Consider the following 15,249-nt stretch of genomic DNA (forward strand, 5'->3'; position numbering starts at 1 on the left):
CACCGAGTCCGCCCGGCGCTCTGCCGTTTCCGCCCGCCTGCTCAGCCCCGCCGTTCGGCCAGCGACAGCACCCGTCGCGCGCCCGCGACCACCGCCGCGTCCACGAACCGGCCGTCCGGCAGCGCCTGGGCCCCGCCCTCCCCGCCGGCCGCCCGGACGATCTCCGCCGCCGCCTCGACCTCCTCCGGCGAGGGCAGATGCGCCGCCTCGATCACCGGGAGCTGGCGCGGATGGATGGCGGCCCGGCCCAGGAACCCCAGCGCCCGTCCCCGGGCGCAGGACCGGGCCAGCCCGTCCAGGTCCGCCACGTCCGGGTAGACCGACTGCGGCGGCGGGGCCAGCCCGGCCGCCCGGGCCGCGACCACCGTCCGGCTGCGCGGCCAGGCCAGCCCCGCCTCGTCCCGTACGCCCAGCTCGGTGGCCAGGTCGGCCTCGCCCAGGGCGATCCCGCGCAGCGCCGGGTGCGCGGTGGCGATCGCGAAGGCGTGCTCGATGCCCAGCGCGGATTCCAGCAGGGCGTAGAGCGCCGGGGTGGCGGGCAGCGCCGCGGGGGCCGGGGCGGCGGGGGTGAGGGTGGCGGTGGCACTGCCGGCCGTACGGGCGGCGCGAGCCGTACGGGTGGGGCGGGCGGTGCCGGTGGTGAGGGGCGCGACCGCGGCCCCGGGGGTGCGGGCCCGCCGCCCGGTGGCGAGCCGGCCGGCCAGGGCCCGGCCGGCGGCCGGCCCGGCGGCGGTGGTCGCCCAGCCCGCCGCCCGGTGGATGTCGGCCGGGCCCTGCACCTTCGGCAGCCGCAGCCCGGCCAGGCCCGGCAGCGCGGCCAGGGTGCGGATCTCGGTCTCGGCGAGGGGACCGTCGAGCGCGTTGACCCGGACGTGAACCGGTGCGGTCCCCGGCGCCGGATCGCTCAGCAGCTCGGCGGTGGCCCGCAGCGCACGCTCCTTGCGGTCCGGCGCGACCGCGTCCTCCAGGTCGACGACCACCACATCCGCCCCGCAGTCCAGCGCCTTGGCCACCACCTCGGGGCGGTCACCCGGAACGTAGAGCCAGGTCAGCGGCGTACCGACGGAAGGCTCCCGGGACAGCGGCGGGGTCGGCCTCACAGCGCGCCCGCCCCGCGCAGCCCGGCGATCTCCGCCTCGCCCAGCCCGAGCCCGGCCAGCACCTCGTCGGTGTCCGCGCCGTGCGGCCGGCCCGCCCACCGGATGGCGCCGGGCGTCTCGGAGAGCCGGAAGAGGACGTTCTGCATCCGCACCGTGCCCAGCTCCTCGTCGGGCACCTCGGTGATCGATCCCAGCGCCCGGTACTGCGGGTCCGCCAGCACGTCGCGGATGTCGTAGACGGGCGCGACGGCCGCCTCGGCCTTCTCGAAGGCGGCCAGCACCTCGGCCCGGTCGCGGCGGGCGATCCAGTCGCCGACCGCCGCGTCCAGCTCGTCGGCGTGCCGGGCGCGGCCCGCGCCGGTCCCGAACCAGGGCTCGTCGATCACCTCGGGGCGGCCGACCAGCCGCATCACCCGCGCGGCGACGGACTCCGCGGAGGTGGAGACCACCACCCAGGACCCGTCGGCGGTGCGGTAGGTGTTGCGGGGCGCGACGTTGGCGGAGCGGTTGCCGGTACGCGGCTGGACGTGGCCGAGCTGGTCGTACCAGAGCGGGTGCGGGCCCAGCACGGTCAGCATCGGCTCGATCAGCGCCAGGTCGACGACCTGGCCGCGGCCGCCGGTGTCCCGGGCCCGCAGCGCGGCCATCACCGCGTACGCCGTGGTCAGCGCGGTGATCGCGTCGGCGAGGCCGAACGGCGGCAGGGTCGGCGGCCCGTCCGGCTCGCCGGTGATCGCGGCGAATCCGCTCATCGCCTCGGCGAGCGTGCCGAAGCCGGGGCGTCGGGCGTAGGGCCCGAACTGGCCGAAGCCGGTGACCCGGGCCAGCACCAGCCGCGGGTTGACCGCGGACAGCTCCTCCCAGCCCAGGCCCCACTTCTCCAGCGTGCCGGGCCGGAAGTTCTCGATGATGACGTCGGTGCCGGCCGCGAGCCGCAGCAGGACGTCCCGGCCGCCCGGGTGGGACAGGTCGAGCGTGAGGGTCTTCTTGTTGCGGCCCAGCAGCTTCCACCACAGCCCGATGCCGTCCTTGGCGGGCCCGTGGCCGCGCGAGGGGTCGGGCCGCCGCGGGTGCTCGACCTTGATCACCTCGGCGCCGAAGTCCCCGAGCAGGGTGGCGGCGAGCGGCCCGGCGAAGAGCGTGGCGAGGTCCAGCACCCGCAGCCCGGCGAGCGGGCCCGAGGCGGGGGCCGGCCCCGGGGCGGCCGGCTCGCCGTCGGCGGACAGGGACCCGGACGGGGGGTTCCCGGACGGGGACGGGTCGGTCATGGTGCCAGGGCCTCCGGTCGGTCGGGGGTGCGGACGACGAGTGCGGCGGTGCGCCGGGCGAGGGTGCCGAAGGCGTGTACGGCCTGCCCGCCGACGCCGGCGGTGAGCCGGCCGCGCAGCGGCGCCGTCCAGCGTTCGGGCAGCGCGGCGGGCGAACCGGCGAGCAGCCCGGTCAGCGAACCGGCCGTCGCGCCGTTGGAGTCGGTGTCCCAACCGCCGGACACCGCGCGGCAGATGGAGCCGGCGAAGTCGCCGTCGGCATGGGTGAGCGCGGCGGCCAGCAGCGCGGCGTTCGGCACCGCGTGCACCCAGTGGTGGTGCCCGTGGACGGTGTGCAGCCGGTCGGCGACGGCCGCGAAGCCCTCCGCCGTACCGGTCGGTTCCTCCCGCGCGGCCGCGATGCCCAGGCGGACGGCCCGGGCGAGCCGGGACCGCGGGGGGATCACGGCGAGCCCGGCCCGCAGCGCGCCGTGCACATCGGCCCGGCCGCCGGCCGCCTCGGCGAGCGCGGCGGCCGTGAACATCGCCGCGTACACCCCGTTCCCGGTGTGGCTGAGCACGGCGTCCCGCCACGCCTGCGCGGCGGCGCCCGCCGGGTCGCCGGGCCGGGTCCAGCCGTGGACGTCGGCCCGGATCTGCGCGCCGATCCACTCGCGGAACGGATTGCGGTGCCGTGCGGTGTGCGGCGGCTCGATGCCGTCCAGGAGGTTGCGGTACGCGACGCGTTCGGCGGTGAAGGTGCGGCCGGCCGGCAGCTCCTCCAGCCACAGCCGTGCGACGTCCGCGGTGGTGAAGCCGGGGCCGTGACGTTCGAGGAGCAGCAGGCCCAGCAGCGGGTAGCCGAGGTCGTCGTCCTCGGGCATCCCGTCGATGTTCTCGGCGAGCGAGGTGGCGGCGCTGCGGCGGTTCCACGGGTACCGGGCGGCGACCTCGGGGTCGAGCCCGGCCCCGGTGAAGTACGAGGCCAGTGGCCAGTTCCCGGTCGAGCGGGCGAGCGCGCGGATCCCGTCGAGCGGTAGTTTCTCCACCGGCTTGCCCAGCAGGCAGCCGGCCGCCCGCCCCAGCCAGGCGGCCTCCAGCCGAGCCGCCGTACGCTCCGGGTCCGGCCGCGTCCCGACGGCCCGGGGCAACGGCCAGGACGCGCAGGCCCGCTGAATCGCCGTCAGGTCGGTCGGCTCGGCGTCCGCCAACGGGCAAGGCAGCAGGGCGAGTTCGTCGAGGAGCGCGGTCGCGAGCCGGCGCAGGGACGGGTCGGCGGGCCCGGGGGAGGCGCCCGCCCGGTCCGGCGCCGGGGGGCCGCCCGCCGCCTGCCAGCGGCGGGCGATCCCGGCGGCGTCCCGGCCGTCCTCCGCCGCCTGCCGCAGCTCGTGCCCGAGCAGGTCCTCGGGCTGCACCCAGGTCACCCGGAGCGGCGGGCCGGTCGCGGCGGGCGCCGTCCGGGCGGCGCCCGCAGCCGTGGTCGTCACCGGGCGCCGGCCTCCGTCATCGCCGGGATCGCCGAGATGGCGGTGAACGCCTGCTCGTGGGTGCGGGCCCGGGCCCGGTCGCGGGTGAAGACCTCCCGGGCGACGGTGGCCAGCGCGGCGCCGGGGGCCTGCAGGTCGAGCCGGCTGGCGCGGGCGACCTCGCGGCTCCACTCGTCCGGCACCGCCGAGGCGCCGCGCAGCGCGCCGGCCAGCGCACCGCTCATCGTGGCGATCGAGTCGCAGTCCCGGCCGTAGTTGACCGAGCCGAGGACGGTGGTCCGGTAGTCGCCGCGGCCGACCAGCAACATGCCCAGGGCGATGGGGAGTTCCTCGACGGAGTGCAGCCGGGAGGGGCGGCGGGCGCCGAGCGAGGGGTTGCGGTAGTCCGGTCCGACGGTGTCGAACGGGGCGACCGCTGCCCGCAGCGCCGCGCCCGCCGAGGCGGGGTCGCCGGCCGCGGCCGCGGCGGCCTCGCAGACCGCCTCGATCGCGGCGCGGGTGCCGTCCTTGGCCAGCCGCAGTGCCTGGACGACGACCGAGGACGGGGTGGCCTCGGGCATGAAGGCGGCGGCCACCGCCGCGGCGAACACCCCGGCAGCCTCCCGCCCGTACGAGGACTGGTGGGCGCCGGCGACATCCAGTGCCTCGGCGTAGGCCCGGTCGGGATTGCCGGCGTTGACCACGCCGACCGGCGCCATGTACATCGCCGCACCGCAGTTGACGATGTTTCCGACGCCGGCCTCGCGCGGGTCGGCGTGGCCGTAGTGCAGCCGCGCCACGATCCACTTCTCGGCGAGGAAGATCCGTTGCAGCGGCAGCGCCTCCGCCTCCAGCTCCGGGATCCAGCGCGGGGTGCCGATGAGGTCCGGCACGAGGTGGTCGGCGATGTCGTAGGCGTCGAGGTGGTCGCGCACCGACTCGTAGACCCGGACCAGCGCATGGGTCATCAGGGTGTCGTCGGTGACGTGCCCGTCGCCCTTGTGGTACGGGGCGAGCGGCCGGGCGGTGCGCCAGTCGTCGTGGAACGGGCCGACGATGCCGTCGACCGGGCCGCCGTGGCGCTTGACGATCTCCTCGGGCGTGCGGCCCTCGACGGGCCCGCCGAGCGCGTCGCCGACGGCCGCGCCGACCAGCGCGCCGATCGCCCGGTCCTCCAGGGACGGCGTGGCGGGCGCTCCGGGCGGGGCGGTGGTGACGGGCGTACCGGGCGGTGCGACGGGCGTAGCGGCGAGGCCGCCGGTGACGGGGGTGACGGCGGGCTTCAGGGAGGTGATCGGCAGGGCCTGGGTGGCCTGGGTGTCGGGGACGCCCGGCACGCCGGGTGTCCGCTCGCTGGTGTACGTCATGTCCGGATGAGTCCTTCCACGGAGGGCGCGGTGGGGGAGTGGTGCGGGCCCGGGCGGGCCTCGGCGGCGGTGCCGGGCGGGGGCTGCGGGGCGGTCAGCTCGGTGCGGGCGAGCAGTCCGGCCAGCTCGACCAGGTCCGTGCCGGCCAGCCGCGGCAGCGCGCAGCCGGAGAGCACCCGGCAGGCGTCGCGCCAGGTGCGCGGCAGGGCGGCGCTGCCACCGAGCGCGCCGGTCAGCGCCCCGGCGAGGGCGGGCGCGGAGTCGGCGACCCGGGAGAGGCAGGCGGCGGCCGGTACCGCCTCGGTGACCTGCCCGTCGGTGGCCAGGGCGAGGGCCAGCGCCACGGGCACGGTCTCGGCGGCGGCGATGCCGTAGCTGTAGACGTGGTCGACGATCTCGTGTTCCAGCACCGGCACCAGGGCGAAGCCGTGGCCGTGGCCGCGGGGCCCCCGGCGGCCCGGGCGGTCGGCGGCGACGGCCTCGGCCAGCCGCACCGCGTGCAGCGCGTTGCGGCGGATCTCGGTGCCCTCGGGCAGCTGCCCGAGGGCGGCGTCCACGCAGTCGGCGGCCGGCCGGCCGCCCAGCGCGACGGCGACCGCCGCGGCCGTCGCCCGGGCGCCGTGCACCCCGTCGCCGTCCTGGGTGTAGCGCGCGTCGTACTCCGCCAGGTCGGCGGCCGCGGCCGGCTCGCCGGGATGCACCACGGCGAGGACGGCGGCCCGCACGCAGGCCGCGTCGTCGAAGAAGTGCGGGTTGTCGTGGCCGGTGGCGGGCGGCCGCAGCCCGGCGGCGAGGTTGCCGAGCCCGGCCCGTACGGAGATCCGGGCGCGCAGCGGCAGCACCGCGGACTCCACCTCGGGCGCCCGGTCGGCGGCCGCGGCGACCTCGTTGGCCAGCGCGTTCCAGGCGAGGTCGAGCGCGGCCCGCATCCGGCGGTCCCGCCCCAGGTCGCTGAGCAGCGCGTCGGCGGCGGTGAGCACCGACTCCGCGGTGAAGGCCGCCCACTCGGCGTCGTCGGACGGGCCGAGGCGCAGCGGCTCGGGCGGCTGGTTGAGCGCGATCGGCACCGGCAGCGTGGTGGTGGCGTTCTGCTCGGCGAAGGTGTCCAGCTCGCGGGTGAGCCGGCGGGTCCACTCCGGCATCCGCGCGGCCCGGTGCCGTGCCGCGGGCCAGCCCGCGGCGTCCCCGGCGGCCAGCCCCAGCAGCAGCCCCTCGATGCGGCACCGGGCGCCGGCCGGCTCTCCCGGGCGGGCCGGGGCCGGGTCGGCGGCCCGCCCCGGGCCGGGCCGGCCGCTCATCCGGCCCGCACCCCGGCCGGGGCGCCGGCCCCGGTGTCCGTCCCGTACGCGGCCCCCGTCGCGGCCCCTGTCACGGCCCGGGGGTCCGGTGCGGCGGCCGCGCCGCCCGGTGCCAGCAGGTCGGCGATGTCCAGGACGTGGTAGCCGGCCATCGACGGCAGACAGCTGCCGCGCGCCGGGCCGATGGCGGCGGCCCAGGTCTCCGGGATGGCGGCGGCGCCGCACAGCGCCCCGGCCAGCGCGCCGGCCACCGCCGCCGTGGTGTCGGCGTCGCGGCCCATGTTGACCGCCGTCAGCACCGACCCGGCGAAGTCGCCGTGGGCCGCCGCGAACGCGCCGAAGGCCAGCCCGACGGCCTCCGGTGCCAGGTCCGTCCAGGGGTAGCCGCCGACCACGACGGCGGAGCGCACCGCCCGCTCGATGCCCAGCGGGGTGATGCCCGGATCGTGCCGGCAGCGCTGGGCGGCGCCGATAGCGCGGCGCAGCGAGCGGGCGGTCCAGGAGTCCTCCGGTACGACCGACAGGGCGGCGGCGATCACCGTGTCGGTGCCGGGGGTGCCCCCCGGCCCGACGGCGCTCCGCCCGCTCGGACGGTGTGCGGACCGGGGGAGCGTCGAAGGTCCTTGGGGGAGGGCGACCATCGCGGCGGCGACCCCCGCGGCCACCGCCCGGCCGCCGTAGATCCCCTCGCCGTCATGGCTGACCGTGCCGTCGACGGCGACCAGCCGCGCGGCCTCGGCGGGGCGTCCGGCGGCGAACACCCCGAACGGCGCGGCGCGCATCGCCAGCCCGTCGCTCCAGGCGTGCCGGTGCTGGGCGGAGATCGGGGCGGCCAGCCCGCGGCGCAGGTTCTCCAGGGTGCCGCGCTCGCTGAAGCCGGCGCCGCGGAACGGCCCCTCGTCGCGGTCGGCGATCCACTGGTGCCAGGCCGCCTCCACGTGCGCGACGGTCAGTGCCGAGCCGTGCGCGGCCAGCAGCAGCCCCGAGAAGATGGCGTACTCGGTGTCGTCGGTACCGGCCGGATCGTCCTCGACGTAGCCCTCGATGCGGCCCCACCGCTGCCGGATCTGCGAGGGCTTCATGTTCTCCGCGGGCGCGCCGAGCGCGTCCCCGACGGCGAGTCCCAGCAGCGCGCCGCGGGCCCGGTCGCGGACGGCGTCGCCGGCGGCGTCGGGAGAGCCCGGCAGCGGGGGCTCGGGGTGCGCTGCGCTCATGGTGCTATCCGTGCCACGCGGCGGCCCGGCTCTCCTCTCCCGCGCGGCCGCGTCACCCGGTCGACTCCACCGGAAGACACCGCCGGACGGCCCCGGCACCCGCTGTGACGGGGATCTCACCCCCGACTTTCGGAGAAAACCGCAGGTCAGCGCGGTAAGTTCGGCCTTCCTTGCTAGCGGCGGAGGGTGTCGGGCGCCTAACTTCGAGGAGTTCCAGGGGGAAGTGCCGCCATCGGCCCACACCTCGCTGAAGGGAGTAGGTCCCGATATGTCCGTCATGGAGATCATGGACGCCGCGGCACCGACGCATGTGGCGCACCGCGACAACCACACCCACCGCGATGTGAACGGCGGCTGGCTGCGCCCCGCCGTCTTCGGCGCGATGGACGGGCTGGTCTCGAACCTCGCCCTGATGACGGGCGTCGCGGGCGGCGCCCTGTCGCAGCAGACGATCATCATCACCGGCCTGGCGGGCCTCGCCGCCGGTGCCTTCTCGATGGCCGCGGGTGAGTACACCTCGGTCGCCTCGCAGCGCGAGCTGGTGCAGGCCGAGCTGGACGTCGAGCGCGCCGAGCTGCGCAAGCACCCCGCGGACGAGCTGGAGGAACTCGCCGCGCTCTACGAGTCCCGCGGCGTCGAGCCGGCCCTCGCGCGCCAGGTCGCCGAGCAGCTTTCGAAGGATCCCGAGCAGGCCCTGGAGATTCACGCCCGCGAGGAATTGGGTATTGACCCCTCGGACCTTCCGTCGCCGGCCGTGGCCGCCATTTCTTCCTTCGGTTCCTTTGCTCTCGGCGCGCTTTTGCCTGTTCTTCCTTACCTGTTGGGTGCCTCCGCGATCTGGCCCGCGGTACTGCTCGCACTGGTCGGACTCTTCGCCTGCGGTGCCGTCGTGGCGCGGGTGACGGCACGCTCCTGGTGGTTCAGCGGACTGCGTCAACTCGCCCTGGGCGGCGCCGCCGCGGGGGTGACCTACGCCCTGGGAGCGCTCTTCGGCACCGTCGTGGGGTGACGAGTCATACGGGTGACTGCATAATGACCGCGTTACCCAGCGGTTTCGGTTCGTTGACGACCGGGCATAAGCCCGAGGCGTCGCGGGCAATGTCGCTCGCCGGACGCCGCCTTGTGAGACGGCCCTGATTCCGTCCGCGTCCTTGACCACCGCGCCTGCGGTGTCCGCATGTTGGAAGCCCCTTTTCGCTTTTCGAGAAGGGGGTCATCCTGTAACCTGCACGAAATTTCGCGGAGGGCCAACGTCGTCCCTCGGCAATGCCTATGCCACGACGACGTATGGGAGAGCCGATGCGCTTCGCGTCCACGCACTCCGCGACCACCGACGGCGCCACCGCCGCCTGGTCGCCCATGGACGGGCGCCCCGCCCAGCAGGGGATGTACGACCCGCGCAACGAGCACGACGCCTGCGGCGTCGGCTTCGTGGCCACCCTCACCGGCGAGGCCAGCCACGCACTGGTCGAGCAGGCCCTCACCGTCCTGACCAACCTGGAGCACCGCGGTGCCACCGGCTCCGAGCCCGACTCGGGCGACGGCGCCGGCATCCTGCTCCAGGTGCCGGACGCGTTCCTGCGTGAGAACGTGACCTTCGAGCTCCCCGAGGCCGGCGCGTACGCCGTCGGCATCGCCTTCCTGCCCTACGAGGCCCAGGAAGCGGCCGCCGCCGTCTCGGCGATCGAGACGATCGCCGCCGAAGAGGGCCTGGACGTCCTCGGCTGGCGCGTCGTCCCGGTCGCCCCCCAGCTCCTCGGCAACGGCGCCCGCGCCACCATGCCGGCCTTCTCCCAGCTGTACGTCGCCGACGGACAGAACACCGGCCTGGCCCTGGACCGCAAGGCGTTCGCGCTGCGCAAGCGCGCCGAGCGCGAGGCGGGCGTCTACTTCCCCTCGCTGTCCGCCCGGACCATCGTCTACAAGGGCATGCTGACCACCGGCCAGCTGGAGCCCTTCTTCCCGGACCTGTCCGACCGCCGCTTCGCCACCGCCATCGCGCTGGTCCACTCGCGGTTCTCCACCAACACCTTCCCGAGCTGGCCGCTGGCCCACCCGTACCGCTTCGTCGCGCACAACGGCGAGATCAACACGGTCAAGGGCAACCGCAACTGGATGCGCGCCCGCGAGTCCCAGCTCGCCTCCGAACTCTTCGGCGAGCAGGACCTCGCGCGGATCTTCCCCGTCTGCACCCCGGACGCCTCCGACTCCGCCTCCTTCGACGAGGTCCTGGAGCTGCTCCACCTCGGCGGCCGCTCGCTGCCGCACTCGGTGCTGATGATGGTCCCCGAGGCGTGGGAGAACTCCACCTTCATGGACCCGGCCCGGCGCGCCTTCTACCAGTACCACTCCACGTTGATGGAGCCCTGGGACGGCCCGGCCTGCGTCACCTTCACCGACGGCACCCAGGTCGGCGCGGTCCTCGACCGCAACGGTCTGCGCCCGGGCCGCTACTGGGTCACCGACGACGGCCTGGTCGTGCTGTCCTCCGAGGTCGGCGTCCTGGACATCGACCCCGCCAAGGTCGTCCGCAAGGGCCGCCTCCAGCCCGGCCGGATGTTCCTCGTCGACACCGCCGAGCACCGCATCATCGAGGACGACGAGATCAAGGCGCAGCTCGCCGCCGAGCAGCCCTACCAGGAGTGGCTGGACTCCGGCCTGATCGAGCTGGCCGAACTGCCCGAGCGCGAGCACATCGTGCACACCCACGCCTCGGTCACCCGCCGCCAGCAGACCTTCGGCTACACCGAGGAAGAGCTCCGCGTCATCCTCGCCCCGATGGCCAAGACCGGCGCCGAACCGATCGGCTCGATGGGCACCGACTCGCCGATCGCCGCGCTCTCCGAGCGCCCCCGGCTGCTCTTCGACTACTTCACCCAGCTCTTCGCGCAGGTCACCAACCCGCCGCTGGACGCCATCCGCGAGGAACTGGTCACCTCGCTGATCTCCTCGCTCGGCCCCCAGGGCAACCTCCTGGAGCCCACCGCGGCCGCCTGCCGCAGCGTGACCCTGCCCTTCCCGGTCATCGACAACGACGAGCTGGCCAAGCTCATCCACATCAACGCCGACGGCGACATGCCCGGCATGAAGGCCGTCACCCTCTCCGGCCTCTACCGGGTCTCCGGCGGCGGCGAGTCGCTGGCCGCCCGCATCGAGGAGATCTGCGCCGAGGCCGACGCCGCCATCGACGACGGCGCCCGGCTGATCGTGCTCTCCGACCGGCACTCCGACGCCGAGCACGCCCCGATCCCGTCGCTGCTGCTGACCGCCGCGGTGCACCACCACCTCATCGGCACCAAGGAGCGCACCAAGGTCGGTCTGCTCGTCGAGGCCGGCGACGTCCGCGAGGTGCACCACATCGCGCTGCTCATCGGCTACGGCGCGGCCGCGGTCAACCCGTACCTGGCCATGGAGTCCGTCGAGGACCTCGTCCGGGCCGGCACCTTCCTGCCCGGCGTCGAGACCGAGACCGCGATCAAGAACCTCATCAAGGCGCTCGGCAAGGGCGTCCTGAAGGTCATGTCCAAGATGGGCATCTCCACCGTCGCCTCCTACCGCGGCGCGCAGGTCTTCGAGGCCGTCGGCCTGGACCAGGAGTTCGTCGACCGGTACTTCCACGGCACCGCCACCAAGATCGGCGGCGCCGGCCTGGACGTCGTCGCCAAGGAGGTCGCCGCGCGGCACGCCAAGGCGTACCCGGCGTCCGGCATCGCCGCCACGCACCGCGCGCTGGAGATCGGCGGCGAGTACCAGTGGCGCCGCGAGGGCGAACCGCACCTCTTCGACCCGGACACCGTCTTCCGGCTGCAGCACTCCACCCGCTCGCGCCGCTACGACATCTTCAAGCAGTACACCGAAAGGGTGAACGAGCAGTCCGAGCGGCTGATGACGCTGCGCGGCCTGTTCGGCTTCAAGTCCGACCGCGCCGCGATCCCGCTGGACGAGGTCGAGCCCGTCTCCGAGATCGTCAAGCGCTTCTCCACCGGCGCGATGTCGTACGGCTCCATCTCGCAGGAGGCGCACGAGACCCTCGCCATCGCCATGAACCAGCTGGGCGGCAAGTCCAACACCGGTGAGGGCGGCGAGGACCCCGAGCGGCTCTACGACCCGGCGCGCCGCTCCTCCATCAAGCAGGTCGCCTCCGGCCGCTTCGGCGTGACCAGCGAGTACCTCGTCAACTCCGACGACATCCAGATCAAGATGGCGCAGGGCGCCAAGCCCGGCGAGGGCGGCCAGCTGCCCGGCCACAAGGTCTACCCCTGGGTCGCCAAGACCCGGCACTCCACCCCGGGCGTCGGCCTGATCTCCCCGCCGCCGCACCACGACATCTACTCCATCGAGGACCTGGCTCAGCTGATCCACGACCTCAAGAACGCCAACCCGGCGGCCCGCATCCACGTGAAGCTGGTCTCCGAGGTCGGCGTCGGCACGGTCGCCGCGGGTGTCTCCAAGGCGCACGCGGACGTGGTGCTGATCTCCGGCCACGACGGCGGCACCGGCGCCTCCCCGCTCACCTCGCTCAAGCACGCGGGCGGCCCCTGGGAGCTGGGCCTGGCCGAGACCCAGCAGACGCTGCTGCTCAACGGCCTGCGCGACCGCATCGTCGTGCAGACCGACGGCCAGCTCAAGACCGGCCGCGACGTCGTCATCGCCGCCCTGCTGGGCGCCGAGGAGTACGGCTTCGCCACCGCCCCGCTGGTCGTCTCCGGCTGCGTCATGATGCGCGTCTGCCACCTGGACACCTGCCCGGTCGGCATCGCCACCCAGAACCCGACGCTGCGCGAGCGGTTCAGCGGCAAGGCCGAGTACATCGTCAACTTCTTCCAGTTCATCGCCGAGGAGGTCCGCGAGCTCCTCGCCGAGCTGGGCTTCCGCACCCTGGAGGAGGCCGTCGGCCACGCCGAACTGCTCGACACCGGCAAGGCCGTGGACCACTGGAAGGCGCAGGGCCTGGACCTGGCCCCGCTGCTGCACGTCCCCGAGCTGCCCGAGGGCGCGGTCCGCCACCGGAACACCGCCCAGGACCACGGTCTGGAGAAGGCGCTCGACAACGAGCTGATCAAGCTCGCCGCCGACGCGCTGGCGGCCGACACCGCAGAGGCCGCGCAGCCGGTCCGCGCGCAGGTCGCGGTCCGCAACATCAACCGCACGGTCGGCACCATGCTGGGCCACGAGGTGACGAAGAAGTTCGGTGGCGCGGGCCTGCCCGACGACACCGTCGACATCACCTTCACCGGCTCCGCCGGCCAGTCCTTCGGCGCGTTCCTGCCGCGCGGCGTCACGCTGCGGCTGGAGGGCGACGCCAACGACTACGTCGGCAAGGGCCTGTCCGGCGGCCGGATCGTCGTCCGCCCGGACCGCGGCGCCGACCACCTCGCGGAGTACTCCACCATCGCGGGCAACACCCTCGCCTACGGCGCCACCGGCGGCGAGCTGTTCCTGCGCGGCCGGGTCGGCGAGCGTTTCTGCGTCCGCAACTCCGGTGCCACGGTGGTCTCCGAGGGCGTCGGCGACCACGGCTGCGAGTACATGACCGGCGGCAACGCGGTCGTCCTCGGTGAGACCGGCCGCAACTTCGCGGCCGGCATGTCCGGCGGTTTCGCCTACGTCATCGACCTGGACCCGGCCAACGTCAACAAGGAGATGACCGGCGCGGTCAACGCGCTGGACGACGCCGACAAGCAGTGGCTGCACGACGTGGTGCGTCGCCACCAGGAGGAGACCGGCTCCACCGTGGCCGCCAAGCTCCTCGCCGACTGGGATGCCGCGGCCGCGCGCTTCAGCAAGGTCATCCCGCCCACGTACCAGGCAGTGCTCGTCGCCAAGGAAGCCGCCGAGCAGGCCGGACTCTCGGAGTCCGAGACCCACGAGAAGATGATGGAGGCGGCGACCAATGGCTGACCCCAAGGGCTTCCTGACCCACGAGCGCGAGATCGCCAAGACCCGCCCCGTCGAGGAGCGCGTCAAGGACTGGAACGAGGTCTACCAGCCCGGCTCCCTGCTGCCGATCATCAGCAAGCAGGCGTCGCGCTGCATGGACTGCGGCATCCCGTTCTGCCACAACGGCTGCCCGCTCGGAAACCTCATCCCCGAGTGGAACGACTACGCCTACCGCGAGGACTGGACCGAGGCCAGCGAGCGGCTGCACGCCACCAACAACTTCCCGGAGTTCACCGGCCGGCTGTGCCCCGCGCCCTGTGAGGCCGCCTGCGTGCTGGGCATCAACCAGCCGCCGGTGACCATCAAGAACGTCGAGGTCTCCATCATCGACAAGGCGTGGGACAACGGGGACGTCACCCCGCAGCCGCCCGAGCGCCTCTCCGGCAAGACCGTCGCCGTCATCGGCTCCGGCCCGGCCGGTCTGGCCGCCGCCCAGCAGCTGACCCGGGCCGGCCACACCGTCGCCGTCTACGAGCGCGCGGACCGTATCGGCGGGCTCCTCCGCTACGGCATCCCCGAGTTCAAGATGGAGAAGCGCCACATCAACCGCCGCATCGAGCAGATGCGCGCGGAGGGCACCAAGTTCCGTACGGAGGTGGAGATCGGCCGCGACATCGACGCCAAGAAGCTGCGCAAGCGCTACGACGCCGTCGTCATCGCCGCCGGTGCCACCACCTCGCGTGACCTGCCCGTCCCGGGCCGCGAGCTGAACGGCATCCACTTCGCGATGGAGTACCTGCCGCTCGCCAACAAGGTGCAGGAGGGCGACCTGACCGTCGCCCCGATCACCGCCGAGGGCAAGCACGTCGTCGTCATCGGTGGCGGCGACACCGGCGCGGACTGCGTCGGCACCGCCCACCGCCAGGGTGCGGCCTCCGTCACCCAGCTGGAGATCATGGGCAAGCCGGGCGACGAGCGGAACCCCAACCAGCCCTGGCCGACGTTCCCGATGCTCTACAAGGTGACCTCCGCGCACGAGGAGGGCGGCGAGCGGATCTACTCCGTCTCCACCACCCACTTCGAGGGCGACGAGGACGGCAACGTCCAGTGGCTGCACCTGACCGAGGTGGAGTTCAAGGACGGCAAGCCGGAGCCGAAGCCGGGCACCGAGCGGAAGCTCCCCGCCCAGCTGGTCACCCTCGCGATGGGCTTCACCGGCACCGACCAGCAGAACGGCCTGGTCGAGCAGTTCGGCCTGGAGCTCGACGCGCGCGGCAACGTCGCCCGTGACGGTGACTTCGCCACCAACGTCCCCGGCGTGTTCGTCGCCGGTGACGCCGGTCGCGGCCAGTCGTTGATCGTGTGGGCCATCGCCGAGGGCCGCTCCGCCGCCCGCGGTGTGGACCGCTTCCTGACCGGAGTCAGCGCCCTGCCGGCTCCGATCAAGCCGACGGACCGCGCACTGACCGTGTGAGCATCCGTCCCTGATTGTCCCGTACAACGTCGTACGGAGGCACGGGAACCGGGCCTCGGCCCGGCCCCCGTCCGCGGCGCCTGTCCCCTCCCCCCGACCGGAGGCCAGGCGCCGCGGCTCTTGCACACCCCGGGAACAACCCCCCGCCCCCACCCGTTGTGGCCCCGCAGGGGGGCCTTGCCTCCCTTACGGGATCTGTTCGC

9 protein-coding genes are annotated in these 15,249 nt (G+C 74.5%); 3 read left to right on the forward strand and 6 right to left on the reverse strand.

Annotated elements, in window-relative coordinates; all coding sequences use genetic code 11:
* Positions 1 to 41: 41 nt before the first annotated feature.
* From SL103_RS09120 to SL103_RS09145, 6 genes are read right to left on the reverse strand one after another with little or no spacing between them, the layout of a single operon-like run.
* Positions 42 to 1,100, reverse strand: a complete 1,059-nt coding sequence (locus SL103_RS09120) for an HpcH/HpaI aldolase/citrate lyase family protein (RefSeq protein ID WP_069568229.1) — start codon at positions 1,098 to 1,100, stop codon at positions 42 to 44.
* On the reverse strand, positions 1,097 to 2,368 hold the full coding sequence (locus tag SL103_RS09125) for a CaiB/BaiF CoA transferase family protein (protein ID WP_069568230.1): 1,272 nt from the start codon (positions 2,366 to 2,368) through the stop codon (positions 1,097 to 1,099). Before SL103_RS09125 ends, SL103_RS09120 begins: the two co-directional genes overlap by 4 nt.
* Positions 2,365 to 3,834: an ADP-ribosylglycohydrolase family protein gene (locus SL103_RS09130; RefSeq protein WP_069568231.1), complete on the reverse strand. Its 1,470-nt coding sequence runs from the start codon at positions 3,832 to 3,834 to the stop codon at positions 2,365 to 2,367. Before SL103_RS09130 ends, SL103_RS09125 begins: the two co-directional genes overlap by 4 nt.
* Positions 3,831 to 5,180: an ADP-ribosylglycohydrolase family protein gene (locus tag SL103_RS09135; RefSeq protein ID WP_079145651.1), complete on the reverse strand. Its 1,350-nt coding sequence runs from the start codon at positions 5,178 to 5,180 to the stop codon at positions 3,831 to 3,833. Before SL103_RS09135 ends, SL103_RS09130 begins: the two co-directional genes overlap by 4 nt.
* Positions 5,177 to 6,478, reverse strand: a complete 1,302-nt coding sequence (locus tag SL103_RS09140; RefSeq protein ID WP_069568232.1) for an ADP-ribosylglycohydrolase family protein — start codon at positions 6,476 to 6,478, stop codon at positions 5,177 to 5,179. The genes SL103_RS09135 and SL103_RS09140 overlap by 4 nt, the downstream gene beginning before the upstream one ends.
* Positions 6,475 to 7,692 carry an ADP-ribosylglycohydrolase family protein gene (locus SL103_RS09145; RefSeq protein ID WP_079145652.1) on the reverse strand — a complete coding sequence of 406 codons (1,218 nt, stop codon included), beginning with the start codon at positions 7,690 to 7,692 and terminating at the stop codon, positions 6,475 to 6,477. Before SL103_RS09145 ends, SL103_RS09140 begins: the two co-directional genes overlap by 4 nt.
* Before the next feature lie 277 nt (positions 7,693 to 7,969).
* Between SL103_RS09145 and SL103_RS09150 the strand changes: the two genes are divergently transcribed.
* From SL103_RS09150 to SL103_RS09160, 3 genes are all read left to right on the forward strand, one after another.
* On the forward strand, positions 7,970 to 8,701 hold the full coding sequence (locus SL103_RS09150) for a VIT1/CCC1 transporter family protein (protein ID WP_069573557.1): 732 nt from the start codon (positions 7,970 to 7,972) through the stop codon (positions 8,699 to 8,701).
* A 290-nt stretch (positions 8,702 to 8,991) separates the two neighbouring features.
* On the forward strand, positions 8,992 to 13,593 hold the full coding sequence (gltB, locus tag SL103_RS09155) for a glutamate synthase large subunit (RefSeq protein WP_069568233.1): 4,602 nt from the start codon (positions 8,992 to 8,994) through the stop codon (positions 13,591 to 13,593).
* Positions 13,586 to 15,046, forward strand: a complete 1,461-nt coding sequence (locus tag SL103_RS09160) for a glutamate synthase subunit beta (protein WP_069568234.1) — start codon at positions 13,586 to 13,588, stop codon at positions 15,044 to 15,046. The genes gltB and SL103_RS09160 overlap by 8 nt, the downstream gene beginning before the upstream one ends.
* Positions 15,047 to 15,249: the final 203 nt, after the last annotated feature.

The organism is Streptomyces lydicus, from assembly GCF_001729485.1.
GTDB lineage: Bacteria > Actinomycetota > Actinomycetes > Streptomycetales > Streptomycetaceae > Streptomyces > Streptomyces lydicus_D.

Coding starts and splice junctions, on each gene's coding strand:
- SL103_RS09125 (WP_069568230.1), bottom strand. CDS start 2,368: ATGACCGACCCGTCCCCGTCCGGGAACCCCCCGTCCGGGTCCCTGTCC.
- SL103_RS09135 (WP_079145651.1), bottom strand. CDS start 5,180: ATGACGTACACCAGCGAGCGGACACCCGGCGTGCCGGGCGTCCCCGAC.
- SL103_RS09140 (WP_069568232.1), bottom strand. CDS start 6,478: ATGAGCGGCCGGCCCGGCCCGGGGCGGGCCGCCGACCCGGCCCCGGCC.
- SL103_RS09145 (WP_079145652.1), bottom strand. CDS start 7,692: ATGAGCGCAGCGCACCCCGAGCCCCCGCTGCCGGGCTCTCCCGACGCC.
- SL103_RS09150 (WP_069573557.1), top strand. CDS start 7,970: ATGGAGATCATGGACGCCGCGGCACCGACGCATGTGGCGCACCGCGAC.
- gltB (WP_069568233.1), top strand. CDS start 8,992: ATGCGCTTCGCGTCCACGCACTCCGCGACCACCGACGGCGCCACCGCC.
- SL103_RS09160 (WP_069568234.1), top strand. CDS start 13,586: ATGGCTGACCCCAAGGGCTTCCTGACCCACGAGCGCGAGATCGCCAAG.